The 24,679-nt window shown below is 35.9% G+C and carries 23 protein-coding genes and 1 pseudogene; 6 read left to right on the forward strand and 18 right to left on the reverse strand.

The window, feature by feature from the left end:
• The first annotated feature begins 113 nt into the window (after positions 1-113).
• Positions 114-1,043 carry a cobalamin-binding protein gene (locus P9B04_RS15225; RefSeq protein WP_342055837.1) on the forward strand — a complete coding sequence of 310 codons (930 nt, stop codon included), beginning with the start codon at positions 114-116 and terminating at the stop codon, positions 1,041-1,043.
• A 14-nt stretch (positions 1,044-1,057) separates the two neighbouring features.
• Here P9B04_RS15225 and purC read toward each other — a convergent pair whose 3' ends face one another.
• From purC to P9B04_RS15245, 4 genes are all read right to left on the reverse strand, one after another.
• The gene (gene purC / locus P9B04_RS15230; protein WP_342055838.1) at positions 1,058-1,786 is read right to left on the reverse strand and encodes a phosphoribosylaminoimidazolesuccinocarboxamide synthase; all 729 of its coding nucleotides are present in this window, start codon (positions 1,784-1,786) and stop codon (positions 1,058-1,060) included.
• A 118-nt stretch (positions 1,787-1,904) separates the two neighbouring features.
• The gene (locus P9B04_RS15235) at positions 1,905-2,984 is read right to left on the reverse strand and encodes a RuBisCO accumulation factor 1 (RefSeq protein ID WP_342055839.1); all 1,080 of its coding nucleotides are present in this window, start codon (positions 2,982-2,984) and stop codon (positions 1,905-1,907) included.
• A gap of 207 nt (positions 2,985-3,191) precedes the next feature.
• Positions 3,192-4,379: a DUF4336 domain-containing protein gene (locus P9B04_RS15240; protein WP_342055840.1), complete on the reverse strand. Its 1,188-nt coding sequence runs from the start codon at positions 4,377-4,379 to the stop codon at positions 3,192-3,194.
• Between the two features lie 86 nt (positions 4,380-4,465).
• Complete coding sequence (locus P9B04_RS15245) at positions 4,466-4,846, reverse strand: hypothetical protein (protein ID WP_342055841.1); 381 nt, start codon at positions 4,844-4,846, stop codon at positions 4,466-4,468.
• 154 nt (positions 4,847-5,000) lie between these two features.
• Between P9B04_RS15245 and P9B04_RS15250 the strand changes: the two genes are divergently transcribed.
• Positions 5,001-7,310 carry a heavy metal translocating P-type ATPase gene (locus tag P9B04_RS15250; protein ID WP_342055842.1) on the forward strand — a complete coding sequence of 770 codons (2,310 nt, stop codon included), beginning with the start codon at positions 5,001-5,003 and terminating at the stop codon, positions 7,308-7,310.
• Positions 7,311-7,380: 70 nt separating this feature from the next.
• Here the strand turns inward: P9B04_RS15250 and P9B04_RS15255 are convergent, their stop codons facing one another.
• From P9B04_RS15255 to P9B04_RS15270, 4 genes are all read right to left on the reverse strand, one after another.
• A complete protein-coding gene (locus tag P9B04_RS15255; protein WP_342055843.1) occupies positions 7,381-8,043 on the reverse strand; it encodes a DUF3386 domain-containing protein in 663 nt (220 codons plus the stop codon).
• Positions 8,044-8,163: 120 nt separating this feature from the next.
• The gene (locus P9B04_RS15260) at positions 8,164-9,348 is read right to left on the reverse strand and encodes a transglutaminase domain-containing protein (protein ID WP_342055844.1); all 1,185 of its coding nucleotides are present in this window, start codon (positions 9,346-9,348) and stop codon (positions 8,164-8,166) included.
• Between the two features lie 215 nt (positions 9,349-9,563).
• Positions 9,564-9,998, reverse strand: coding sequence for a ferritin-like domain-containing protein (locus tag P9B04_RS15265; RefSeq protein ID WP_342055845.1), 435 nt, complete (start codon positions 9,996-9,998; stop codon positions 9,564-9,566).
• A 213-nt stretch (positions 9,999-10,211) separates the two neighbouring features.
• Complete coding sequence (locus P9B04_RS15270) at positions 10,212-10,403, reverse strand: hypothetical protein (protein ID WP_342055846.1); 192 nt, start codon at positions 10,401-10,403, stop codon at positions 10,212-10,214.
• Positions 10,404-10,623: 220 nt separating this feature from the next.
• Between P9B04_RS15270 and tyrS the strand changes: the two genes are divergently transcribed.
• The 3 genes from tyrS to P9B04_RS15285 all read left to right on the forward strand — a co-directional run bounded on the left by tyrS (position 10,624) and on the right by P9B04_RS15285 (position 13,188).
• A complete protein-coding gene (tyrS, locus tag P9B04_RS15275) occupies positions 10,624-11,853 on the forward strand; it encodes a tyrosine--tRNA ligase (RefSeq protein WP_342055847.1) in 1,230 nt (409 codons plus the stop codon).
• Between the two features lie 150 nt (positions 11,854-12,003).
• Positions 12,004-12,777 (forward strand): PspA/IM30 family protein, encoded by a 774-nt coding sequence (locus P9B04_RS15280; RefSeq protein WP_342055848.1) that lies wholly within the window; start codon positions 12,004-12,006, stop codon positions 12,775-12,777.
• An 84-nt stretch (positions 12,778-12,861) separates the two neighbouring features.
• Complete coding sequence (locus P9B04_RS15285) at positions 12,862-13,188, forward strand: thioredoxin family protein (RefSeq protein ID WP_342055849.1); 327 nt, start codon at positions 12,862-12,864, stop codon at positions 13,186-13,188.
• A gap of 184 nt (positions 13,189-13,372) precedes the next feature.
• Here the strand turns inward: P9B04_RS15285 and P9B04_RS15290 are convergent, their stop codons facing one another.
• Positions 13,373-14,230 carry an alpha/beta fold hydrolase gene (locus P9B04_RS15290; RefSeq protein WP_342055850.1) on the reverse strand — a complete coding sequence of 286 codons (858 nt, stop codon included), beginning with the start codon at positions 14,228-14,230 and terminating at the stop codon, positions 13,373-13,375.
• Positions 14,227-15,501, reverse strand: a complete 1,275-nt coding sequence (locus P9B04_RS15295; RefSeq protein WP_342055851.1) for a glycosyltransferase — start codon at positions 15,499-15,501, stop codon at positions 14,227-14,229. The genes P9B04_RS15290 and P9B04_RS15295 overlap by 4 nt, the downstream gene beginning before the upstream one ends.
• A 356-nt stretch (positions 15,502-15,857) precedes the next feature.
• On the opposite strand from P9B04_RS15295, the gene P9B04_RS15300 reads away from it, so the two are divergent.
• On the forward strand, positions 15,858-16,742 hold the full coding sequence (locus tag P9B04_RS15300) for an alpha/beta fold hydrolase (RefSeq protein WP_446718009.1): 885 nt from the start codon (positions 15,858-15,860) through the stop codon (positions 16,740-16,742).
• Here P9B04_RS15300 and P9B04_RS15305 read toward each other — a convergent pair.
• The 8 genes and pseudogenes from P9B04_RS15305 to P9B04_RS15345 form a co-directional block, all read right to left on the reverse strand.
• On the reverse strand, positions 16,735-17,820 hold the full coding sequence (locus P9B04_RS15305) for an ATP-binding protein (protein ID WP_342055852.1): 1,086 nt from the start codon (positions 17,818-17,820) through the stop codon (positions 16,735-16,737). The genes P9B04_RS15300 and P9B04_RS15305 overlap by 8 nt on opposite strands.
• 101 nt (positions 17,821-17,921) lie before the next feature.
• On the reverse strand, positions 17,922-18,209 hold the full coding sequence (locus tag P9B04_RS15310; protein WP_446718010.1) for a nucleotidyltransferase family protein: 288 nt from the start codon (positions 18,207-18,209) through the stop codon (positions 17,922-17,924).
• A gap of 36 nt (positions 18,210-18,245) precedes the next feature.
• The gene (locus P9B04_RS15315) at positions 18,246-19,748 is read right to left on the reverse strand and encodes a WD40 repeat domain-containing protein (protein WP_342055853.1); all 1,503 of its coding nucleotides are present in this window, start codon (positions 19,746-19,748) and stop codon (positions 18,246-18,248) included.
• Complete coding sequence (locus P9B04_RS15320) at positions 19,712-20,218, reverse strand: hypothetical protein (RefSeq protein ID WP_342055854.1); 507 nt, start codon at positions 20,216-20,218, stop codon at positions 19,712-19,714. The genes P9B04_RS15315 and P9B04_RS15320 overlap by 37 nt, the downstream gene beginning before the upstream one ends.
• A 6-nt stretch (positions 20,219-20,224) precedes the next feature.
• Complete coding sequence (locus tag P9B04_RS15325) at positions 20,225-21,934, reverse strand: AAA family ATPase (protein ID WP_342055855.1); 1,710 nt, start codon at positions 21,932-21,934, stop codon at positions 20,225-20,227.
• Between the two features lie 103 nt (positions 21,935-22,037).
• Positions 22,038-22,577: a Uma2 family endonuclease gene (locus P9B04_RS15330; RefSeq protein WP_342055856.1), complete on the reverse strand. Its 540-nt coding sequence runs from the start codon at positions 22,575-22,577 to the stop codon at positions 22,038-22,040.
• Positions 22,578-22,592: 15 nt separating this feature from the next.
• Positions 22,593-22,998: pseudogene (locus tag P9B04_RS25195) on the reverse strand (DUF29 domain-containing protein).
• Between the two features lie 51 nt (positions 22,999-23,049).
• Entirely contained in the window at positions 23,050-24,672 is a 1,623-nt protein-coding gene (locus P9B04_RS15345; RefSeq protein ID WP_342055858.1) for a peptide chain release factor 3, read from the reverse strand.
• Positions 24,673-24,679 lie beyond the last annotated feature (7 nt).

Below are 24,679 nucleotides of genomic sequence, written 5' to 3' on the forward strand. Positions count from 1 at the left end.
AATATTCTCAAACACTTTGGCTCAAACTATACAATTAATTTTGCTTAGGTACTTAGTATCTGCAAGAAAAAATGATAAGACAAAAATAGAGAGAAAACTTTAGGCTTTAATCCATGACTACTCAAGTTTATTTAAAAATTGTTTCTCTGCTTCCTTCGGCTACAGAGATCATTGATTGTTTAGGTTTAACGAAAGAGCTTGTGGGACGTTCTCACGAATGCGATTATCCTTCCTTAGTCCGTGAATTACCCGTTTGCACCACTGCCAGACTCGATATTACCCGTAGTAGTGGGCAAATAGATCAAGATGTTCAAACCCTACTACAACAAGCTCTGAGTATTTATAATATTGAGCTTCAAACCCTTCAAAAACTTCAACCTACTCATATCGTTACTCAGGATCAATGTGATGTTTGTGCTGTGAATTTTGCTACTGTTGAAGCGGCGATCGCTCAGTTAACTGACTCTAAACCCCAAGTTATCTCATTACAACCTAACCTCCTAAAAGAAGTGTTCGCAGACATTGAACGAGTGGGAAAAACTTTTGGCATCGACTCTCAACCAGTTTTAAGAGGGTTAAAACAACGAATCAAAGAAATTACCACAAAAATTGAAAACATCGATCCCAAACCTACAGTGGTTGCTCTAGAATGGATAGAACCATTAATGGGTGGTGGTAACTGGATTCCTGAACTCGTAGAGATTGCTGGAGGACAACCACTGTTAGGAGTCAAAGGAGAACATTCCCCATATTTAACCTGGGAAAGTTTGACAGCAGCTAATCCCGACGTGATTGTGATTATGCCCTGTGGTTTCGACTTAAAGCGTACTCAACAAGAAGCACAAATATTGAGTAACTATTCAGACTGGAAAAACTTGAAAGCTGTCAAAAATGGTCAAGTTTTTATTGTAGACGGCAATGCTTATTTCAATCGTCCCAGTCAGAGATTAGTCGACTCTACAGAAATATTGGCTGAAATTTTACATCCATCTTTGTTTAATTATGGTTTTAAAGGAAACAGTTGGAATCCTCTTTTCGTGTAACAAATAGGAATCAACTATTTTAAAGATGATAATTTGTCTATAACTCTTTTGTGGACTTGTTGATAGGCGTTTTCAACTTGTCCTAAGTCTCGGCGAAAACGATCTTTATCCATAACTCGTTTTTCGGGATCTTGTTCTGATTGATCCCAAAGTCGACAAGTATCGGGACTAATTTCATCGGCTAGTAGGATTTTTCCGTGGCTATCAATACCAAATTCCAACTTAAAATCTACTAGGGTAATTTGACAACTGGCAAAAAATTGTTGTAAATGCTGGTTGATTTCTAATGCAAGAGTTTGTAGTTCTTTGAGTTGTTCTTCTGTGGCGAGTTCTAAAATTAAAAGGCGATCACGGGTTAGTAAGGGATCTCCTAGTTCATCGTTTTTAAAGTAAAATTCCACTAGGCTATGGGGTAATTTATCTCCTTCTCTCAAACCGGTTTGGCGACATAAACTCCCGGCTGCAATATTTCTCACGACTACTTCTATGGGGATTATCTGGACTCGTTTAACTAATATTTGCTCCTCTGCAATCTGTTGGATTAAATGGGTAAGAATTCCTTTGGATTCTAGCCACTGAAACAAGGCAACTGTGATTTGACAGTTCATTTTCCCTTTTTCTAGGATGGTTCCCCGTTTCTGAGCATTGAAGGCGGTAGCATCGTCTTTAAAATGAGTCAGAAGCTCTTCGGGATTGTCTGTACTATAGAGAATTTTTGCTTTGCCTTCGTATAATTTTTCCATTGTATTGTTTTAGCTCCAATCAGTTAGAAAATAACACTTAATAATCAAAAAAAAGACAGTACACCAGGAGATAGTAATTCACACCAAACCATTAGAATTCAGGTGCAAGATGTGACTTTTAATCATCCATTTGCCAAGGTTCCAATAGGTTATTTTCATCAAAAATCTTTTTAGGTCTTAGAACAATTACCACTTGACCTAATAGGGAAATAGAAGGACTTTCAGCAAACCATTTAAAGGTTAATTCTCCTGCTTCTTCTACTAAAAAATAACTCTGATCGTTCCATTGGGTTATGCCCCTATCAATCAACACTAAAACCTCCTCTGGTTGTCCTGTTAATGACTGAGGAAGACGATCGCTTTGACACAAAATAGCCACCGGATCGACTGCTTTTAAAACAGATTGCCAACTGGGTAACGGAACCACAGAACCTGTGTTAGTATAGTTTACGTAGTTAAATGGGCTAATTGTTTCTATTTTTTCTACTCCTACTACCTGCTCTCTGCTTAAGGGTAGGGTTCCAGCTAAGGGAACTATACGAGATATCTCTTCCTGGTCCTGGACGCGGTAAAGAGGCATTAACGGTGCTTTGGCTTCGGGGGTTAGGGTGAAGTCACTGAGTAATTTTTCGATGGCTTCTCTAGCACTATTGGAGAAAGCATATTTTAACCCTTTAGCAATAGATCGAGTGCGCTCTTGCAGGTCTTTTTTCTGTTTTGCTTGTTTCCAACACTGATAAGCCATTGCATCTCCAGGATGGAGGGTAAACCCTGGTGGTAGCTGAGGCATTAATGAAAATGTTTGAAATGTCTTGGCAACATCTCTGGTTTCCATGTGGTCTAAATTCTTATCTTTTGCTAAGTGCGCCACTATCTCCCTTTGATTTTGGTTAAGTATACGCAACTCGTACAGTACATCGCTCTTAGGACCTCTGCAATAACTTAACAAATCTTCTGGTGCTTCGCTATTGAGCAGACTGTTATAAACTTGAGCTGCAACGATGATCAAATTTTGTTGACTGGCCTGAAACCCAGTTTTCTCAAAGATAGTCTGATTGTTATAACCGGCTTTCTGTAGTTGCTGACAGGTCTTTCCCCAGTCTACCCAAGTACCTTCTTTGTGGAGAAGCGATCGCATTAATTCTTCAGCCTGTTCTTCCGATAGTTGTGGTGATGTCTCTTCAGGGTTATGGTTCATCTAATATTGTTAGTGACAAAGCTCAGCTGGGGGGTGGGGTGTAAAAAATGCACATACTCTCGACCCATACCCTCTTACTTTCAGTATATACTAAAAGTTTACTCAAAGCAAATAGCAATGATTGAACAGGGTTTAGGGTGTCAATAAATTTCTCTATTGCTAGATCAAAAAGTTTAAACCTTAACCTATAACTGATAACGATTTCAACTACAGTTTAGAAGGTGGAGTTACGCCTATTTGTGTCAATCTTTTTTCAATGTCTCTTATCAGTTGAAAATCATCATTTTCTAGGTTATGTTTGGGGTAGCGGAGACAATCAAAAGCTTCTCTGAATTGGGAAGAATTGGTCTGTATTGGGGCGGAAAAATGAGCAGGAATTATGCGTTCAAATCCCCACAATGAGACTTTATCTACCCAACTTAAAACCTCTAATGGACTGCGGTTAAATATAACCCCTTGTAAGATGGGAGCTACAATCAAAGGCTGAAGGTATAATTCTTTAAAAGAAGATTCCCAACCCTCATTCCATTGGAAAGGGAATAGTCCAAAGTAAGCTTTTCTAGAGCGATCGGGAGCCTTAAAAGCATTTTTGAAAACTCGGCCCCATTTAACAACTCCTAATGAACTGGGACGGAAATAAAGGGAGAATAAAACAATTCTTTGCCATCCTTTAATTCTATTTTGTATAGTGTCCTCAATGATTTCTAAACCGTTTTCTTTGGCATGAAATAGCAAAGGATAAGGATCAATTTTAATAATTTCAGGAGGTTCTGAAGGAATAGAAATAATAGAATCTGTTAGTAATAATGTGTGCGATCGCTTATGATAAAATGCGACTTCTTGGAATATACCTAACCCTAAATCCAAAGGACCCAAAATTTCATAGTCAAACTCATCGGCAAAGGGACTTTCTTGACTGTTTAACGGTAATTTGTGGGTTCGTTCCCCAGGGAAACCCAACCAACTCAAAGGAAGATTAAGGGGGAAACTCCACTGATCTGGGGAGATAAACACTTGTGCTTTCGGGAAACATCTGGCAAATGGGCCCACAAATACTTTATGCTCGATGCCGGAAACTGTGGGTAAAATAATGTATTTGACATCACCATAGGCACCCACTAACTCGTTAACCAGACTAATACATTCACCAGTAGGTGCAACCGGTGCATAAACTAACAGTCCCCCCTTTTCCAGTCTAACTACTGTCATGCGGATGGGGACTACTACATAGAGAATACCCTGACACTGCTCAAACGTCCAAATAGTGTCTTTTACGACTTCTGTGCGGAGAGTGCGACGTTGACCATAGGGATACAATGGCACTATTGGCCAAAACGGCCAGGATGTATCTTCAGGACTAATATTGCTAGATGTGGTTCGTCTAGTTTTGATCATTCGGCGGCTTTATCTTAACCGATTCACCTATTCTAATGCTTTTAGACCATTGAGAGCAATCATTGAACACCATATATGGACAAAGACTAGGAATCAAGCATTTGCTGTGGTTGATATTCTGTAGGAGTTACCTCTATCTTTTCTTCTACTTTTTTATTATGTTTAACTTTCGCTATTTTCAACTTCAAAAAACTGCTAAGTCCTGCTATCCCTAAAATACACAATACTCCCAAAGGTTGAGGAATAGATAAAGATGTTAAAGAATGGTTAACATACAACATTTGTCCCGAAGACACTAGTAAGCTTTCGTGATGTGCTGACTCGGTGACAATGATTTCAGTTTCTTGATTGAGGGTGTTTTCAAGCTGATTTATACTATTATTTTTACTAAGTGCTGATTGATTGCAAAATGCTAAAGATGTAAGGGTAACACCAGCGAAAATCTCTAATTTACTAACTATTTTCATTGTTCAAAAAGAAGGTATTTGGTGGCAATTATAGGTAAGACTTTAGAAACTCCCTTGATTTTTTATAAAGGCTTAAGATTTGAAGGGATCATGATTAACTCTTCTCTTAAAAGGGACGCTATATAATATAAGAAAGCGAGAAAAGACAAAGAATATGAAGAATTCTCTACAGGGTCAATCTTCTCATAAAAGTATAAATTTGATACAAGAAACTTTACATTTAGAGGGAATGGGTTGTGCCGCTTGTGCAGCAAAAATTGAAGCAGTAGTTAATAAGGTTTCTGGGGTGAAAAAATGTAATGTAAACTACGCTTTAGAAAGAGCAACCGTAGAATATGAGCTTAAAACTACTAGCATAGAGGAAATTCAATCGAAGCTGACTCAAGCAGGATATCAAAGTTATATTTTAGAAGAAAATAATAATCATCAAAGTCAAGATAATGTAGAGAAAAACCAAGACTCTAAACAACAAGAATTAAACCAAAAAGTGATCTTTGGTGGCGTTATTAGTTTTATCTTAATTTTTGGATCATTACCAATGATGACGGGTTTATCTATTGCGTTTATTCCTCATTGGTTACATAATCCTTGGTTACAGCTAGTATTAAGTATTCCTGTCGTTTTTTGGTGTGGCAAAGGATTCTATATAGGAGCATTTAAAGCTTTAAAGTGTGGTACTTCTGATATGAATACCTTAGTTGCTTTAGGTACTGGGGCGGCCTTTATATACTCTTTATTAGCCACTTTGTCTCCCCAGTTTTTCATCTCTCAAGGTTTAAATGCTGATGTTTATTATGAAGCTGCTGTGGTGATTATTACCTTAATTTTATTGGGTAGGTTATTAGAAAATAGAGCAAGAAAGAAGACATCAGAAGCAATTCACAAGTTAATGGGATTACAAGCTAAAACAGCTAGAATAATTCGTCGAGGAGAAACTGTTGATATCGCTGTTGAAGATGTGGTCATCGGTGACATTGTTTTGGTAAAACCAGGGGAAAAAATACCGGTTGATGGTGTAATTCTTGAAGGAGTGTCTACCCTTGATGAATCTATGATTACAGGGGAGTCAATACCAGTGGACAAACAATTAGGAGATGAGGTGATCGGGGCTACTATAAATAAAACGGGAAGTTTTAAATTTGAAGCGCAAAAAGTAGGAAAGAATACTACTTTATCCCAAATAATTAAGTTAGTAGAATCAGCACAAAACAGTAAAGCCCCTATTCAGAAAATAGCAGATCGAGTAACCGCTTGGTTTGTTCCTGGGGTGATAACTATTGCAATCATTAGTTTTATTAGTTGGGTGATTTTTGCTCAAAATTTATCTCTAGCAATGATAGCCACAGTGAGTGTTTTAATTATTGCTTGTCCTTGCGCTTTAGGGTTGGCAACTCCCACATCTATTATGGTGGGAACGGGTAAAGGAGCAGAAAACGGCATTTTAATCAAAGGAGCAGATAGTTTAGAATTAGCCCACAAAATTCAAGCGATCGTCCTAGATAAAACGGGAACATTAACACAAGGCAAACCTATAGTTACCGATTATATTACCATTCAAGAAATCACTAACCAAGATGAATTGAATTTATTAGAGATAGTCGCCGCCATTGAACATAACTCTGAGCATCCCTTAGCAGAAGCTATTGTTAATTATGCTAAGTCTCAAGGTATTTCTAATGACCTACCCAAAGTTGATAATTTTGAAGCGATGGGTGGTCAAGGGGTACAAGGTAAAATAGAAGGAAAGTTGGTGCAAATAGGAACACAAAAATGGATGGAAAAATTAGGGGTCACTACTGATAATTTAATCCCCCAAGCAAGGCAATGGGAAAGCCAAGCAAAAACAACACCCTGGATTGCTATTGATGGGGAAATAAAGGGCTTATTTGCTATCGCTGATGCGGTTAAACCATCTTCCTCTGAAGTGGTTAAGAATCTGAAAAAAATGGGCTTAGAAGTAATTATGTTAACAGGAGATAACCCACAAACTGCTCAAGCGATCGCCGATGAAGTGGGAATCTATCGTGTTTTCTCTGGGGTTCTTCCTGGGGAAAAAGCGGATAAAATAAAAGAAATTCAGCAATATCAGGGTAAAATTGTAGCTATGGTGGGAGATGGTATTAACGACGCACCAGCACTTGCTCAAGCTGATGTAGGGATAGCCATTGGCACTGGTACCGATGTTGCTATGTCTGCCAGCGATATTACCCTTATTTCGGGAGATTTAGAAGGGATTGTCACGGCGATAAAATTGAGTCGTGCTACTATGAAAAATATTCGTCAAAATCTCTTTTTTGCTTTTATTTATAACTCTTTAGGTATTCCTATTGCTGCTGGTATTATGTATCCTTTCTTTGGTGTCTTATTGAACCCAATAATCGCCGGTGTTGCGATGGCTTTTAGTTCTGTTTCTGTGGTTTCAAATGCTTTGAGGTTAAGGAATTTTCAGATTAGATTACATTAAATTATTTACCTTAATTTCTCTCGACCGAGGAAGAAACCTCGGTCAAAGATGAAAAAACTTACAGTTTAAGTTAGACTTCAGCCATTGCTGGTTGCAATAACTTAACATTAGAAAAACCGAATTCTTTGGTTACAGTTTCTCCATTTCCTTCCCCTGTAATAACACGACTAGTTAGGATGTAATAATCACCTACTTGTTCATAATTGTCCTCAAAATCGGTTTTCCCCCCTTTGAGTTCCCCTGTCTTGGGATCGTGGTAAATGGAGTCATAGCGATGGGAAAGATAACCCTCCCCTGTTTCATGACTGCTGAAGGTGTCAATGGTAACCACAACCCCGTGAATATGACGGTGAACGTGGCAAACCTCGTTATCACGAAGTTTATAGCGATCGCCTTCTGATTTACCTCCCATGAGGATTTCTACAGCACCGCTTTCGTCTGTGTTACCGTAGGTAAAGGTATTTTGACCATGAACCTGCTCAAAAGAGCGGCGAACCCGATGGATAGCTGTTTCCCATAGTTGGGATTTAACTTGCGCAGCAGCTTCTTGATCTTCGATGTTAAACACTTCTGTGGACATATCCTGGTTAACGCGCACTTGACCAGTAAAGGTGCGATCGTTTTCCCTGAAAGTCACATCAGCAGTGTAACCTGGAAAATTTTCATCCCAAGTGTAACGGTTTTCGTAGGCAGCTTGAAATAAATCTTTGGCATCAAGGGTATTGGCACTCATAAACTATTTCTTCGTAGTGAATATTGAATTGAAAAGGATAGTCTGTAGATACACTTATCTTATCAATCAATGTTAATGATAAATGATTTTATAGTAAGTGATCAACTAAGATTTAGCCTGTTACAAATCTGAAACAGTAAACTGTAGTTCACCCAGAGGTATAGGATTAATTTGATTTGTGTTTACTTTATCAAAACTTAACATTGAGACTTGATAGACTCCTGATTTTGGAAACTGACAAGAAATCGTAATTTCTTCTGGGGAATTTTTTTCCCTGTCACATTTTCCAGATTCCTCTGTTATCTCTTTTTTCCCAAAGTTTAAAAGTTTATCTTTTTCTATTTCTTGATATAGTGCGACAATTTCTAGTGAATTATTTTTATTTTCTATCCTGATTTTACCTGTATTTTCTACTTGATTATTATATTGAAGTGCGGAAAGTAATTCTAGTTCGTATTTAAAAAAATCAGGAGTTAGTAAGGGCTGTTTTTCAAACTTTTCTGGGGAATTAGGAGTATAAGAAAGTTGCCAATTCTCGTTATCTGGTAAGTGACTAATATTCATCATCCTTTCAGGAGGCATTAAATAATCAGTATAATAACTTGTTTCTGAATCATCCCAGGTCGTATCAACAAGGTACCAATTTTCTTCAATTTTAACTGCATTCCAAGCGTGTCTTGTCCAGTTATAACTAAGATCCAAAAACTTTAGATTAAGGGGAATAACATCATTAGGAGCAAATTCTCTGCGAACGTCTCCCTCCAAATAAATGACATCTTCTCCCATTGCTTTTGCTATAGCTTCAAATAATTTAGCATACCCTTCACACACAGCTTGACCTGTTTTAAAAACATCCCTAGCTTCCTGAGAAGGTCTAACTCCCGTTTCCAAAACAGCTACATCATAAGTTAATTTAGTCACAACATAATCATGAACAGCTTTGATGCGTAAAAAAGGATCTAATTCGTTAGTTTTAATATAGTTAGCAACGGATTGAATATCAGTTTCAGTGTTAGGATGTATGTTAGCAATTAGATCATGAATCTCAGTTTTTTCTTGCCACGGCCAGGGAGATTCTATTGTAGCAGGAATAGGTTGATACATTCTGGCTGTCATCTCGCTACTGAACCAGTTTTGATTTCCCTCTACAATTAATACCAGAAACAATGTTAAAAATCCTATTATATATTGAGGTTTGAACCACTGATTATGATTTATTTTTACTCCAAAACGATTCTTTTTAAACTTAGAGGATCTTGGTTGTAACTTTTGACGACCTAAATAGGTTTTAATCTTATGAAACATAGGAATAGATTGAATATAGTTTTGCTAGATTTTAACTTAAGGTGCAGGATTAAATGGTTAGTATAAGATTACCCAAATTACTAGAAAAAGTCACATATCACTCTATGAATCCTTTGGCTTTATTTTAGTGATGGGTTTTAAAAATGCTTTTAAGATTATTATACAAAATAACCCAGACACTATATCTGGGTTACTTTTAATTTGTTTGGGTTTGATTAAACATAATCCCGTAACATTTTCTTTAATTCTATGTTGTGAACTTCCTCTTGTCCAATCATGCCCCGTGCAAATTCTTCGATATAAATGCTCGCATTTTCTACTAGAACTAACAGTTCTTTATACAAGTCTAAAGCCTTTTTTTCGTGGTTGAGACTTTCTAATAAAATGTTGTGTAAACTATGCTCGTTTGTCTCTTCCATCGCAGCAATTTTTAAACTAGGATGCCCTTCTAATCCTGTTAAAATTTCTCCAACTTGTTGAGCATGAACCAGAGATTCTGTGGCTTGTTGTTGAAAAAATTGTACAATAGGAAGACGATGGGGACCTGTGACCATCAAAGAATAGTGGGTGTAGCGAACAACACCAGCTAATTCGTATTCCATAATGGTGTTAAGAATGTCGTTGGTTTTTTCTCTGTCAAGTTCTCTCATATTTTACCTGTTGAGGAGAAGATTTTGCTTTTCAAGGATATGGTTTTTAGCCCCTTTTTTAAGAACAAGTTAATTGATTTGTTCAGAGACTACAACTTTAGATTATCCTACTTTTTTATCTTTTATCGTGAAATAAAGCTTAAGTTTTTTCCATACTCTTATTGATAATAATTTTAATTAAATAAGGGCTATTGTGCAGAAAAAAGTGGGTAGCTAATAAATTTGATTTTGATCAGAGGAACGATTTTGTGGAGATAAATTTTGATTGGATTGAACTGTTATTAACCCTATAAAAACAGCCAATCCTGCTAAAAACCAGAAAACGAGGTTATTACTTTTTTTCTCTTGCCTTCTCTGCTTTTTAATTCGTCTTCTTCCTTCTTGGTACTCTCTTTCTGTAGTCATAACTTTTCGACAAATAAAATTATCTTATCAACAGTTTATCATAACAAAAATAAAATATCATGGGGAAAATTATCCAGACAAATTTATCTTGTATTGAGAAAATTCACAGAATAGTCTCAGGATTTCTACTGTAAAAGGCAAACTAAATCGGATAAAAAGAGCTTAAAATCTGTTAAAATGGAGGGTATATTACTAAGCAATCAATTACCATCGACCCGTTATGTCCTCAGTAATTATCCCTGACTCTTTCCATTGGTTACATAGAGGAACCAGCGAAATTTTTCCTAGTCAACCTGATTCTAATAACCCCGAAGAAAACCTAGAGAAACTGATAGAAAAATCTCACAATCCTTTGAGGATTAAATTAGGAATTGATCCCACTGGAACCGACATTCATTTAGGTCATAGCATTCCCTTTCGTAAGTTAAGGGCGTTTCAGGATGCAGGTCACACAGCAGTGGTTATTATAGGAGATTTCACCGCACAAATTGGCGATCCTACTGGTAAATCAGAAGTTCGCAAACAATTGACATCCGAAGCTGTTAGAAACAACGCCAAAAATTACCTAGAGCAACTGCGTCCTATCCTAGATTTTGATACTCCAGGACGATTAGAAATACGGTACAATTCTGAGTGGTTACAGGATCTAAATTTAGCCAAAATTCAAGAACTGTTAGCCACTATGACCGTGGGGCAAATGTTAGCTAAAGAAGGGTTTGCCGAACGATATAAACAAGAAAATCCTATTTTTATTCATGAATTCCTCTATCCTTTAATGCAAGGTTATGACTCGGTGATGATCGATGCAGATGTGGAATTAGGGGGAACGGATCAAAAGTTTAATATCGCCGTCGGTAGGGATCTACAAAGACATTTTGGTAAGAAGCCTCAATTTGGATTGCTATTACCTATTTTACTCGGCACAGATGGTAGTCAAAAAATGTCGAAATCCCTCAACAATTATGTTGGTCTAAAAGAAGACGAACTATCCATGTATTCTAAACTAGAAAAAACCCCCGATGCAATTATTAAAGACTATTTTGAACTCTTAACTAATTTGCCCCTAGATGAATTACCCGAAAATCCTCGAGACTGTCAAAAGTTATTAGCTTTAGAAATTGTCTCACAGTTTCATGGAAAAGAGACAGCTTTAACTGCCCAAAAAACTGCGGAAGATTTAGTTAAAAATAAAAGTACCGCCTCAACAGATTCTGTTCCCGAATATAATCTATCTAATGTGGAATTTCCTGGTAAATTATTCTACATTTTAAATGCTAGTGGACTCTGTGCAAGCAGTGGAGAAGGAAGACGACAAATACAGGGAGGTGCAGTGCGTTTAGACGGGGAAAAAATTACAGATGTCAATCTCAGCTTTGAACAACCAGAACAACTATCGGGTAAAATTCTGCAAGTAGGCAAAAAGAAGTTTATTAAATTAGTCAAGGATTGAAAATTTATAGTGACGAACCCCCGTTCTATGCCCAGTCTTGTTTTTGATAAACTAGAATACATAAATGTCTCATTCGACGAGCATAACAACGTTATTTGAACTTGACACCTTAAACTCAACCTTGTACACACCAAGAGGATAAACAGTATCATGGGATTATTCGATCGCATAGGCCGAGTTGTCAGAGGCAACCTCAACGATCTTGTTAGCAAAGCAGAAGATCCAGAAAAAATCTTAGAACAAACCATTATCGATATGGGTGAAGACTTGATTCAACTGAAACAAGCCTTCAGTCAAACCCTGGGTTCTCAGAAACGAACGGAAGGCCAGTATAAACAAGCTCTCAAAGAAGCTAATTCTTGGGAACAACGGGCAAAATTAGCCCTATCTAAAGGGGAGGAAAGTTTAGCCAGAGAGGCGTTAGTGAGGAAAAAATCTCACACAGATACCGCTACCACCCTCAAAGGGCAATTGGAGCAGCAAAATGCTCAGGTTGAAACCATGCGACGCAATTTAACGGCTTTAGAGAGCAAAATTGCCGAAGCTAAGACCAAGAAAAATATGCTCATCGCCAGGGCAAAGGCGGCTAAGGCTAACGAAGCCTTACAATCCACTATGAATGGCCTCAACACCAGTGGATCTATGGCTGCTTTTGAACGCATGGAAAACAAGGTGTTAGACATGGAAGCTCGTTCTCAAGCAGTAGAAGAAATAGGGGGAGCGAGTCTAGAAAATGAATTTGCTAAACTCGAAGCCGGAAGCGGTGTAGAAGACGAACTAGCTATGCTCAAAGCCCAAATGACTGGAGCTGAAGAACCTAAAGGGGCATTACCAGAGGCGACAATCGAAGATAAGGCTCCGTCCGAAAATAAGGTGCTTGATGACGAGATAGATAAGTTGCGCCGTGAACTGGATAATCTCTAAAAACTAAAAAGCCAGTTGAAGCAGTTACCCAAACTTGTAAGCTATTAACTGGTAACCGAATCATCCATCGCTGATAACTTAACTATGAGTAGCGTTCTCGAAATTACAGATTCTCAGTTTGATACAGAAGTGTTTGAAACTGACACCCCCGTACTAGTCTATTTTTGGGCTTCTTGGTGTGGTCCTTGTCGTTTGGTTTCTCCTTCCATTAAAAAGATTGCTGATAGCTACGGCGATAGTCTTAAGGTAGTCAAATTAGAGGTAGATCCCAACCCCGATGCGCGCAGTAAGTGCAAAGTCGAAGGGGTTCCGGCTTTACGACTGTTTAAAGATAAGCAACTATTAGCGGAACACGAAGGGGCGATCGGCAAACAACAGCTAGAAGAGATGCTGAAAAAACATCTCAATTAATGGGTAGGGTTGGAGAGTTTTTTCTCTCCCCTTTCCTAATAATTTTCTGCCATCAATGATCACTTGACCTGAGTTCGGTGTCAGGAGTTAAGTCTTTAGATTTTCTATAAATCCTCTTATATCAAACTCAGGTAACCAGCGATCGCTATTTTGCTATCCCAACTAACAATTTATAGGTAAAATTTTATTGCTTTTCTATTAGCTCCTGAATTAATTGACTAATTTTTTTTCCATGTTGATCAACTAAATTATGATTTGCTTTGGGAATGATTTTAATAGAAGCATTAGGAATATTCTCAGCATAAGTTTGAGAATGCCAAAGAGGAATATGTTGATCTTCTTCCCCTGCGATAATTAAGCTAGGAACAGTAATTTCAGTCAGATTTTTTTCTACAGTATCCACAGCATCTTCTGGCTTTGAGCGACGGCTAATTATATTTTTAGCAACAGGTTGATCCATTAAAGCTTGGCGAACTTCAAGAATAAGTTTTATTTCTTTATCTCGTCCTAATAACTTCATGATTGGAGAAATAATATTTAAACTAAAGTCAATCAAAGGGCTGTCCCAAAGCAATGGTTGAAGATGATTGTAGCGACCGACAAATTTATCATCTCGAATGCCAGCAGGAGCAATTAAAACTAATTGGTTTAAACGAGCTTTGGAGGGAGAAGATACAATTTTCTTTTCGGTTTCATTAGTGGGAGAAAAGGACTGTTTTGAGATAGTATAAGCAGCCGCCACCCAAGCTCCATAAGAATAACCAATTAAAGAGAATTCTGATAATTCCATAGCTTGAATAAATTTCTCTAGAAAATCAACTTGAACATCAATTAAATAATCAATATCGGGTTTTGAAGATTCTCCAAATCCCAGTAAATCTAAACTAAAACAATGATGGGATTCTTTCAATTCATTAGTAATAGGATAAAGAGTCGAGCTATTACCAAAAAAACCATGTAAAAAGATCAGGGGAGATCCTTGACCTGTACTAATATAAGCGGCTGTGTATTCTCCAACTTTAATTGTTTGCTTTTTCATCATAAAAGGGCGTTATTTAAAACAGGTTTTTGAGTTGCAATTGCTTTTTCAATAATTTCAACAGCACGAGTCACGCCTCCAGCTTGGTGAATGGCATTTTTTAACTCTAAAGCATTCTTTTTATAAGAAGGTTCTGTTAGTACCTTCTTAATGGTTTGGTGCAGTCTAGGAACGTTTAGGCGAGATAAGGTAATTAATTCCCCACTACCTGTGTAGACGATACGAGTAGCAACACCAGGTTGATCATTGGTAATAGGAATAGCTACTATAGGAACACCATAGGTTAATGATTCTAAGGTTGTATTCATCCCACCATGAGTAATAGTTAAAGAAGCTTTTTCTAACAACTCTAATTGAGGAGCATAGTTAACAACTAGAGGGTCACCTGATAGTTTTGGCAGGGAAGAAAAAGAGTTTGAACCTCCTAGAGATATTACTAATTGTACTTTTAAATTGACACAGGCCTGAGCAATTTTTTCAAAAATATCTACCACTCCATTTTGTAAGGTTCCCATAGAAGCATAGATTAAGGGTTGATCCGTTAATTGTTCCCAAGGAAAGGGGATAAAAGGGCGTTTCAAACTAGTATGATAAGGACCGGTAAAATGGAACCATGAAGGTAAATTTTTTCTAGGAAATTCAAATTCCGCTGGTTGATGAGATAAAATAGCTAAAGATGAATCAGGAGACAATTCTGGAGTTAATCCCCACTTTTGACGATACTTGGCTCTCAGTTGTTTTAAAGGCTTTCCTAAAGGATTACTTAGGGTATAAACGACCTGATTACGAAGACAAGAAACCCAGTTTAATTGGTAAGGCCAAGAGGTAAAAAAAGGTGGTATGGAAGGTTCTTGATTGAACGGCAACGCAGAACAAATGGTGATGAAAGGAATGTTCAAATAGTCAGCAACGGTTCCTCCTTCTGGACACACTTGATCCACCAATAACCAATCTATTTGTGCTGATTTAATTACTGTTGGAGCTTCGTCAAAGAAGACTTGAGCGAGTTCTCGAAACCACTTCATTGTATATAAAATGGCTGGAATGCCACTGAGTTTTGCTAGTTTCGCTAAGCTTTTATTAGTTGAACCCAAGGGAAATACTTTTTCGCCGAATCCTTGGAACTCTAATTCCATAGCTTCGATTTTGGTTCTAGCATCAACAATACCGAAAAACGTTACTCTATGACCGCTTTGTTTTAAGGCTTTCCCCAAGGGAAGCATGGTATTGAGATGTCCTGTTTCAACGGGGCAAATTAGTCCAATATGAGCCATAGTATAAGACAGATCTAAATAGAAATTATTGAAAATTTAGGGTAAGAAAATAAATTGTTGAACAATTATAAACTAGTTGGTGATGGTATTGGATTAGAGATATGTTGCGTTTACCTCATAACTGTAAAAAATGGGATGAAAACTAGCCCTATTATATCACCATTAAGGACAAATTTAGCTATTAAAAAATTGATTTTAAAATGTGTAGTGTTTAGCGATCGCTGTAGCTACAATCTAGTTTGTGATCTAGACTTAGGCTTGATTAGGAGAATACTTAATATTTTATTTACCCATTTATGTAAGATAATCAGTTAATATAAGAAGGCGCATATTTGATTAATTTAAGCATCGAAGTTATGGATAACAGTCTATCTACTACACCAACAAAAATTCAAAGAATCGAACAAGTAACAGGAATGATTGAGGTTCGTGGAGTTAATCATTATTATGAGTGGATAAGGCAACCAGGAACCCTAGAAAAGCCTGTTATGGTGTTTGTTCATGGATGGGGTGGCTCTTCGAGATATTGGCGCAGTACAGCTGAGGCGTTGAGCGATAATTATGATTGCTTATTGTATGATTTGCGAGGGTTTGGTCGTTCTAAATTACCCGAAAATCCCTTGAATTTGAGTTACGAATTAGAAGAATATGCAGAAGATTTAAAGGCATTATTAGACAGTTTAGGACTTAAAAAAGTTTACATGAATAGTCATTCTATGGGTGCTTCTGTTGGGGCATTATTTAGCACAATGTACCCTGAAATGCTTGAGCGTTCTATTTTGACTTGTAACGGTATTTTTGAATATAATAAGTTAGCCTTTGATGCTTTTCATAAGGTAGGTGGCTATGTGGTTAAGTTTCGTTATCAGTGGTTTTTAAAAGTACCATTTGCCCCTAGTTTATTTATGGTAAGGTTTTTACATCGTCCTATAGATAATTTAGAAAAAGTTGCTTTTTTAGAGGATTTTATTTTAGCAGATTATGAAGCAGCGTTAGGAACAATTTATACATCAGTTAGTAAAAAAGCTGTGGAAGTTATGCCGAAAAAGTTTGCAGAAATTTCTGTACCAACTTTGTTAGTTTCTGGGGAAAAAGATATTATTATTCCTGCGGAAATGGGGCAAGAAGCGGCTAAATTGAATGATAAGATAGAATATGTAGAAATAGCCCAAACAGCACATTTTCCTATGTTAGAAGATAAGGAAACCTATTTAACTAAGGTGAAAGAGTTTCTTAATTAATTTTGTATTTTAACCAGTGATGAAAACTAGGATGATAAAATTGATAGTATGGAGTGTTTTCTTGAGTTTCTAAGTGTAGAAATTCTCGCCATTCTTCTAATATCATCTCAATATCGTATTCGTCTTCGTCTAACATATCGGCAATGGTTTCTAGGGATATTAATGATTCTTGTTGTAATAGACATTGTAAAATTGGTAAACTGAGTTCGGGTTCTTTTTCAATTATTTTATTGATCATATTCCAATGTTCTTGATAATAGTTTTCTAAGTTTTCTGGTAAAGTTTCAGGGGATAAATTTTGCTGTTTTATAATTTCACTTACATACATAAAATTAGTTTCATTTTTGTTTACTCTGAGAGGAGGCGAAGAGTCAAGTATTTGTGATTTTTCTTGATTATTAGCATAAGTGTTAAGATAGTTTTGGATGTCTTTTTTATTTTCTTCGGGATAGTTTGATAAATCTAATATTTGTGATGGCGTTTCTATCAATAAACTGGATTTATTGTTAGGAAAGGGACGACGAATAAGGATAAAATAGACACTTTTGGGTAGATAACGGGGTAAATAGAGAAGGTTTGCACCTCTTTTATATTGGTTTAAATCGAGTTTATGACAACCATCAATAATGATAATTAGGGGTTGTTTTTGGGGTAATTTATCACTGATTTTTTGTAGTAATAAGGAGAATAAATTATCATTATTTTCTAATTCATAGTCAAGTTGATTGGTTTCTAAACTAGAGAATATTTCCAGTAATTGATTATTGACTATTTCTAAGAATGTTTCATAATCTCCCAGTTCATTATTCTCCCCCCTTAATAAGGGGGGTTGGGGGGTATCAAAATTGTAGTAAACAACGTTATTATTATTGTTAAAATATTGAGCAGCGATCGCACTTTTTCCGCTTCCTGGTTCACTGATAAGTGTAAAATAACCTTTATCGTAGTTATTAATGAAGTTATCAATAGCAGAAAAGACAAATTCACGCCCCACAAACTCACTGCTTTTTGCTGTAATAATGGTTTTAAAATATTCTGGATGTCCTCTAGTATTATTGATAGTTTTTATTTGAGACATAATTTTTCATTTTAATTAAAAGGTTTATTCGTAGTACAAGATAGGATGTAGGTTGGGTTGAGGAACAAAACACAAAAAACCCTTAATTCCTTATTCATATCTTATAACCTCATAGCTTCTTTTAGCACACGCTCTTTAATTCTATCTTTTAATCTTTGTTGGGTAACAATATCAACTTTACAGCTTAATAATGTTTCTAATTCGCGGATTAATCTCAGAGGAAACCAAGGACTTCTTTTTTTACTATCATAATCAATTAATAAATCAAGATTGCTATTTTCGTCTGCTTCACCCCGTGCAACGGAACCAAAAATACGAAGATTAGTTGCGCCGTGTTTAGCAGCAATAGTAATAATTTCTTCTCGTTTTTCTTGAATTAATTGATTGATATTCGTAATAAGTTAGCTAACTCTTTCAAATGATTACTAACGACTAATAATTGATGACTTAACATTGCATCCTTCTAAGCTTAAAAAGTGAATCCTTCCTAATGAGTCTCCTGCAACAATAATTGATTTATCTAAAGAAATAGCACAACAAAATATAGGACTGTCACTGGTAAAAGTGGATATTATTTCACCTGTTTCTAAATTCCACAATTTGAGAGTGTTATCCCAAGCTCCAGAAACAACATATTTATCATTTGAAGTAATCGCTACTGTGGTTACTGTATCTTGGTGACCAGTAAAAGTATATGTGACTTTTCCTGTTTCTAAATCCCATATTTTTACAGTGTGATCATGTGAGCCAGAAATGGCTTGTTTATTATTAGACATAATAGCAATTGTATATATATACTTTCTGTGATTTTTAGAAAATATATGGAGTAATTTTTTTTCATCTAAATCCCATACTTTTAAAGTATTATCACGATGACCAGAAATAACCTTTTTGTTGTCATTAGTAATAGCTACTGTATATACAAAATTATCATTCACTTCAGAGTCTTGAGGAAAAGTATGGAGTAATTTTTTTTCATCTAAATCCCATACTTTTAAAGTATTATCACGATGACCAGAAATAACATTTTTGTTGTCATTAGTAATAGCTACTGTATATACAAAATTATCATTTACTTCAGAGTCTTGAGAAAAAGTATGGAGTAATTTTTTTTCATCTAAATCCCATACTTTTAGGGTTGTATCATAAGAACAAGAAATGGCTTTTCTGCTATCTGATGTTATCGCTATTGATCTTACTAAATCTTTATGATTTGTGAAAATATGGAGTAATTTTTTTTTATCTAAATCCCATACTTTTAGAGTATGATCGTCTGATCCAGAAAGAACCTTTTTATCATTAGGCGTTATTGCTATTGATCTTACTGGCTTTTTATGTGCAGTAATAGTAGAAATTTCTTTTATTATTTCTGTTTGTAAATCCCACAATTTTAGGGTATGGTCACGAGAGGCAGAAATAGCTTTTTTTCCATCATCAGTCAATGCTAATGCTGTTATTGGATCTCTATGACCTTTAAGAGTTAAAATTTCTTGTTGTCTGGTTAAATCCAAAACTTTTAGGTTTCCTTCTCCCGAAGCAAAAATTGCTTTTTTCGCATCATAAGTTATTTTAACTGATGTTACTTCATGAGTATTATAGAAGATTTCTATTTGTTCTCCTGTCACTAAATTCCATCTTCTTAATGTTCCATCAAAAGAACCAGAAATGATGTGTTTCCCATCAGAAGTGATTGCTATTGCCTTTACTAATCGGGAATGACCTTGCATAGTGTAGATTTCTTTATGTGTAACTAAATCCCACAGTTTTAAAGTACGGTCATCAGACGCAGAAACTGCTTGTGTACCATCTGGACTAATCGTTACTGCATTGACTGAGGCACCATGACCTTGCATAGTGCAGATTTCTTTATGTGTAACTAAATCCCACAATTTTAAAGTACGATAGTTATTAAGGTCTTTATCAGACAACTATCAGGAGTCGTTAAACTAGCAGTCAGAGGACGTAAGCGAACTTTCTTAGGTGTGCTATCTTTTGCATCTTCCAATAACTTCTCAATGTCGGGATAATTAAACCCCTGTAATCTTCCCCATAATTGTCCTACTAATTGGGTTGGGTCTTCATTTAATATATGGGAGGATAATTCTAAAGTTCGTTGAATAAATTTGAGGGTTTTTAGTTGTTGGGGGTTTAAGGTTTCTTCTGGATCTAAATTTTTTAATATTTCGGGATCATGAATTAAATCATAATCTCGAATTAAAGCTTCTACTCTAAAAGTATCATCACTAATTTTTAAGGAAATAAAATCAAAGTCTGTGAGAGTTTGATAGTATTCATCAGTTAATCCTCCACTAATAGCACTGAAAGGAATAGCCTTCAAAAAAGCTTTTTTTTCGTCTATATTCTTTAATAATGAAAATTTAGTGGCAATTTGTCCCATATCTATTTACCTATTGAGATAATAAAAAATTTGTTTGTTAACTTCTTTAAATCGTCTCTTATTTTTCTTAGCATCTAACTTCGGTCGTTTTTTTAAGAAATCTAAGAAACTGCGATGATAAATAGTATAGTAAGTTTTTTCTTCTTCATCTTGTTCTACTTTCTTCGGAACAATATACTCTACCCATTTAATTAAAATGTTTTCTACCTCAAATATATCCATATCTAAAATATCGCCAATGAATTCTGAAGAAACAGATTCACCGATGACCACTAAAATAAATAATATCTTTACATTCGTATCATTATTATCTTGATCCATTTGCATTCGTTTCCAATGGGTAACATAATAGTCTTGAAGACCATCAGGTAATCCTTCTAAACACAAATCATTATATTTTCCAATTGCAATACTTGGTAATACATAACGCAAGTACATAAAATTGTTTTCACTTTTTTTCACTAAAATATTTTCTAATTCTATCTCAGTAATAGAGTTATCTTGTTTTTTTAGCCATTCATTTATAGTAACAACTTCTTGCTGTAGTTTAGTGTTATCATTTTTTTCATTAGGTAATTCTGTGATCCATTTTTTAAGTTCAGATTCATCTAGATTAATAAAATGACGAACATATTTTCTAATATCATCTTGATTATATTCTTTTAATTTTACTTCCTCGCTTCTTGAACTAATATCTATCTCATAGTTAAAAGTCTCTGTAGATGTCTTTAAATACTTCTCATCCGGATCATAAGGTCTTCTCGTCATGAAAAAATAGACTCCTTTAGGAAGAGTTTGAGGCAAGTCTAAAAGATTTCCATTCCCATTATGATCAACTTCATCTAAAGCATCTACTACAATTACTAATTTATCCCCTTCTGGTAATTTATCGCTTACTTCTTGTAACAGATTATATAAATTACTGTCATCAAAATCAGTTAAAAGATAACGCTTTCTTAGCTGTTCACGAAGACTTTGTAAAAACTTTTCTGATGTCTTATTTTTGTCAGTAAAACGATTAAAATAACAAACTGACTTTTTTTCTGAAACATATTTAGAAGCAACGGTACTTTTGCCCATACCTGCATCAGCAACTAACACAAAATAACCCTTATCATATTTTTTTAAAAAATCATCCTCAAAAGCTTTGAAAATAAATTCACGACCACAAAATAAACGAGTTTTTTCATTAATTAAGGCTCTAAATTCCCTAGGAATATTATCTAAATCCCAATCAGGATAAGAACCATCTTCAAGTGTAAACCTATTTTGCTCTGATGTTACTCTTTTCGCATAATAAATAAAAGCTTCTCCAAATAATTCTAACTCAATTGAAAGATCACCTATACACTTATAAAGTTTTTTAGTTAACTCAGTATCTTGGCTGATAAAGTTCTTAACTTCTTGCAAAAAAACTAAAGGAGTATTATTTTTATAAGCACCCCAAAAATAATCTTTAATTTCTGGTTTTCTTAATAACTCTAAAATAGGTTTAGGTTTAAAGACACCATATTTTACCAAAGCATAAGTATAGACAATTTCAACATTGTCAGCAGTTTCTATAGGAGCAAGATTTAACTTCTTTAAAATTTTACTGATGCGATAATTTTTTTGTGCTTCATGCGAAAGAGACTGACTAACTTCAACCCCTGTTTTGATTAAATCTAATATAGTGGATGTTGTACCTAAAAAGTCAAACTTAATTTCCATTCCCATATTGCTTACTCAAGGTGTAATTATTAAACATATTTCGGCAAAATAATTATACATGACACAAAAAAAGTAGAATCATAAGAAATATGAATTTTCTTCACAAAAATCAAATTATTCTTTCTACACATAATTGAATCTCAGGAAAAGCAAGAGTTGATATTGTCCCTGTTGTATAAGTTTCTTGCTTTTGATAATCTCCATTTAATAGATTTCTAAAAACTTTTAACTCTCTTTTTTCTACATCAATAACCCAATATTGTCTAATTCCAGCATTCCCATAAATTAAACGTTTTTGTTGTAAATCTTTGCTTAAAGTTTTATCAGAAATTTCAATTAACCAATAAATATCTTCTGGGTACGGATGACGATTATCATACAAAGAAATAGGTAATCTAACAATAGCAATATCCGGTTCAGGTTCCGATGTTGAAAGGGTAGTAGGATGCGCTTCATAAACCTTTGCATAACCCTTTAACTTTTCCCGTAAATAGTCAGCAACAGAATCACATTTTTTGCGATGTAATGGACATTCTGGAGACATTTCTATAATAGTTCCTTCTAATAATTCAACAGGACGATCGCTTAAGATACCTGTTTCAATAATTTTATGATAATCTTCTACTGACCATTTAGCGATTGTAATCATAATAAACTTACTCAATTATTTAATAGTTGGTAACCAGTCATCGTTCAAAACTTGTTCTAAGTTAGCGATGGGTTCATTAGGAAAGATTGTAGAATCTAATCCCGTTTTTTTAATAGTAATTTTTCTAGCATCTTGATAACATTCTTCAAATATTTCTACTAAATAAACCTTCAGATTCTTGACACTGAGCAGAGTCGAAGTGCCAATAAGCTATTCTTAGTATGTGTTAAAACAGTCGGGTAAGAAGACTTTTCAGCCCACGTTTATCACTTCTTCCCATACTTTCTAATTCCTCAATTAAGTTCTCTAAATCAACTTGAGAAAACTTTTCTAACCGTAGCTGTTCAATAGTGGTTTCTAACCACAAATTATAATCTTGATTGTATAAAATATCCGTTGATTGATTAGTATCCAGTGTCATATTTTTACCTCTAAATAATAACTAATTAGGTGGGCAATGCCCACCCGAAAATTATTCAGGTTCAATACCTGCACCAACAGGAGCGATCGCATCTAGTTTTAAATCAGGGTTATCTGCATTAACCTGTTGTAAACCCCATTCATTTTTAAACAATAAAACGGGACGACCCCAGTTATCTTTGACGGTAATAGTGTTAAAAATACGCCCTGCTTTTTCTAATGCTTTCCAGCCACCTTTTACCCAACGAGCTAAACTATAAGGTAAAGGTTCTAAGGTAGTTTCTACCCCATATTCACTCAACATCCGAAACTGTACCACTTCAAATTGTAATTGTCCCACCGCAGCTAAAATAGGGTCTCTTTTAAACTCATCGGTAGAATACATAATCTGTATTGCACCCTCTTCCCTTAACTCTTTTATTCCCTTTTGAAACTGCTTAAATTTAGAGGGGTTAGGGTTTTTAATGTAGGAAAACATTTCAGGAGAAAAACAAGGTATCCCCTCATATTCCAATTTTTTACCGCTATAAATAGTGTCTCCGATGGCAAACACACCAGGGTTATTCAACCCGATAACATCTCCCCCATAAGCTTCTTCAATGGAAGCACGATCTTGGGCAAAAAGCTTTTGAGGACGGGATAAACGGACAGTTTTGCCCGTTCTTGCGTGACTTACGGTCATATCCTTCTCAAACTTCCCAGTACACACCCTGACAAAAGCAACCCTATCTCGGTGTTTCGGGTCCATGTTGGCTTGCAATTTGAAAACAAAACCGGTAAACTCGGGATGCGTGGGATCGACTACCCCAACGGACGAGTTACGTCCTTCTGGTTTCAAAGCATATTCCAAGAAAGCTTCTAGGAAAGGTTCTACCCCAAAGTTGGTCATAGCTGAACCGAAAAATATCGGGGTCATTTTCCCTGCATGAACTTGATCCAAGTCGAGATCATCCCCCAGTTCTTCGAGAATTTCTAAGTCCTCTTTAAATTGATAATAAAGCTCTTGTTCGAGATATTCCTCAATTTTGGGGTCACCGAGCTTAATCACGTTTTCCTGCGCCTGTTGGGAGCCGTGGGAGCGACGTTCAAACAAGTGTATAGCCTTTTGACGACGACTATAAACCCCTTTAAAGCGATCGCCCATTCCAATAGGCCAGTTAACCGCGTAGGTTTTTAGTCCTAACTCTTGTTCGATCTCATCTAATAATTCTAAGGGTTCGCGGGTGGGACGGTCCATTTTATTGACGAAGGTAAAAATGGGTAGTCCCCTGAGACGACACACCTCGAACAGTTTACGGGTTTGCGGTTCGAGTCCCTTGGCCGCGTCGATCAACATAACAGCGTTATCTGCGGCTGCAAGGGTGCGATAGGTGTCTTCACTAAAGTCTTGGTGACCGGGGGTATCTAAGAGGTTAATTTGGAAGTTACGATAGGCAAATTGAAGCACGGTAGAGGTAATGGAAATACCCCTTTGTTTTTCCATCTCCATCCAGTCAGAGGTCGCTTTACGTTGATCTCGTCTTGCTTTGACTGCACCAGCTTGATGAATAGCTCCTCCATAGAGTAACAATTTTTCCGTGAGGGTGGTTTTTCCTGCGTCGGGGTGAGAGATGATAGCAAAGTTGCGTCGTTTTTGTACTGCTTCTAGAATCTCTCTTTCTATTTCACTAGACATAGACAAT

Source organism: Crocosphaera sp. Alani8 (genome assembly GCF_038442745.1).
GTDB lineage: Bacteria > Cyanobacteriota > Cyanobacteriia > Cyanobacteriales > Microcystaceae > Crocosphaera.

Bases quoted from the DNA above. Each gene is read 5' to 3' on its own strand.
- P9B04_RS15225 (WP_342055837.1), top strand. From the start codon at position 114: ATGACTACTCAAGTTTATTTAAAAATTGTTTCTCTGCTTCCTTCGGCT.
- purC (WP_342055838.1), bottom strand. From the start codon at position 1,786: ATGGAAAAATTATACGAAGGCAAAGCAAAAATTCTCTATAGTACAGAC.
- P9B04_RS15235 (WP_342055839.1), bottom strand. From the start codon at position 2,984: ATGAACCATAACCCTGAAGAGACATCACCACAACTATCGGAAGAACAG.
- P9B04_RS15240 (WP_342055840.1), bottom strand. From the start codon at position 4,379: ATGATCAAAACTAGACGAACCACATCTAGCAATATTAGTCCTGAAGAT.
- P9B04_RS15245 (WP_342055841.1), bottom strand. From the start codon at position 4,846: ATGAAAATAGTTAGTAAATTAGAGATTTTCGCTGGTGTTACCCTTACA.
- P9B04_RS15250 (WP_342055842.1), top strand. From the start codon at position 5,001: ATGAAGAATTCTCTACAGGGTCAATCTTCTCATAAAAGTATAAATTTG.
- P9B04_RS15255 (WP_342055843.1), bottom strand. From the start codon at position 8,043: ATGAGTGCCAATACCCTTGATGCCAAAGATTTATTTCAAGCTGCCTAC.
- P9B04_RS15260 (WP_342055844.1), bottom strand. From the start codon at position 9,348: ATGTTTCATAAGATTAAAACCTATTTAGGTCGTCAAAAGTTACAACCA.
- P9B04_RS15265 (WP_342055845.1), bottom strand. From the start codon at position 9,998: ATGAGAGAACTTGACAGAGAAAAAACCAACGACATTCTTAACACCATT.
- P9B04_RS15270 (WP_342055846.1), bottom strand. From the start codon at position 10,403: ATGACTACAGAAAGAGAGTACCAAGAAGGAAGAAGACGAATTAAAAAG.
- tyrS (WP_342055847.1), top strand. From the start codon at position 10,624: ATGTCCTCAGTAATTATCCCTGACTCTTTCCATTGGTTACATAGAGGA.
- P9B04_RS15280 (WP_342055848.1), top strand. From the start codon at position 12,004: ATGGGATTATTCGATCGCATAGGCCGAGTTGTCAGAGGCAACCTCAAC.
- P9B04_RS15285 (WP_342055849.1), top strand. From the start codon at position 12,862: ATGAGTAGCGTTCTCGAAATTACAGATTCTCAGTTTGATACAGAAGTG.
- P9B04_RS15290 (WP_342055850.1), bottom strand. From the start codon at position 14,230: ATGATGAAAAAGCAAACAATTAAAGTTGGAGAATACACAGCCGCTTAT.
- P9B04_RS15295 (WP_342055851.1), bottom strand. From the start codon at position 15,501: ATGGCTCATATTGGACTAATTTGCCCCGTTGAAACAGGACATCTCAAT.
- P9B04_RS15300 (WP_446718009.1), top strand. From the start codon at position 15,858: ATGGATAACAGTCTATCTACTACACCAACAAAAATTCAAAGAATCGAA.
- P9B04_RS15305 (WP_342055852.1), bottom strand. From the start codon at position 17,820: ATGTCTCAAATAAAAACTATCAATAATACTAGAGGACATCCAGAATAT.
- P9B04_RS15320 (WP_342055854.1), bottom strand. From the start codon at position 20,218: ATGGGACAAATTGCCACTAAATTTTCATTATTAAAGAATATAGACGAA.
- P9B04_RS15325 (WP_342055855.1), bottom strand. From the start codon at position 21,934: ATGGGAATGGAAATTAAGTTTGACTTTTTAGGTACAACATCCACTATA.
- P9B04_RS15330 (WP_342055856.1), bottom strand. From the start codon at position 22,577: ATGATTACAATCGCTAAATGGTCAGTAGAAGATTATCATAAAATTATT.
- P9B04_RS15345 (WP_342055858.1), bottom strand. From the start codon at position 24,672: ATGTCTAGTGAAATAGAAAGAGAGATTCTAGAAGCAGTACAAAAACGA.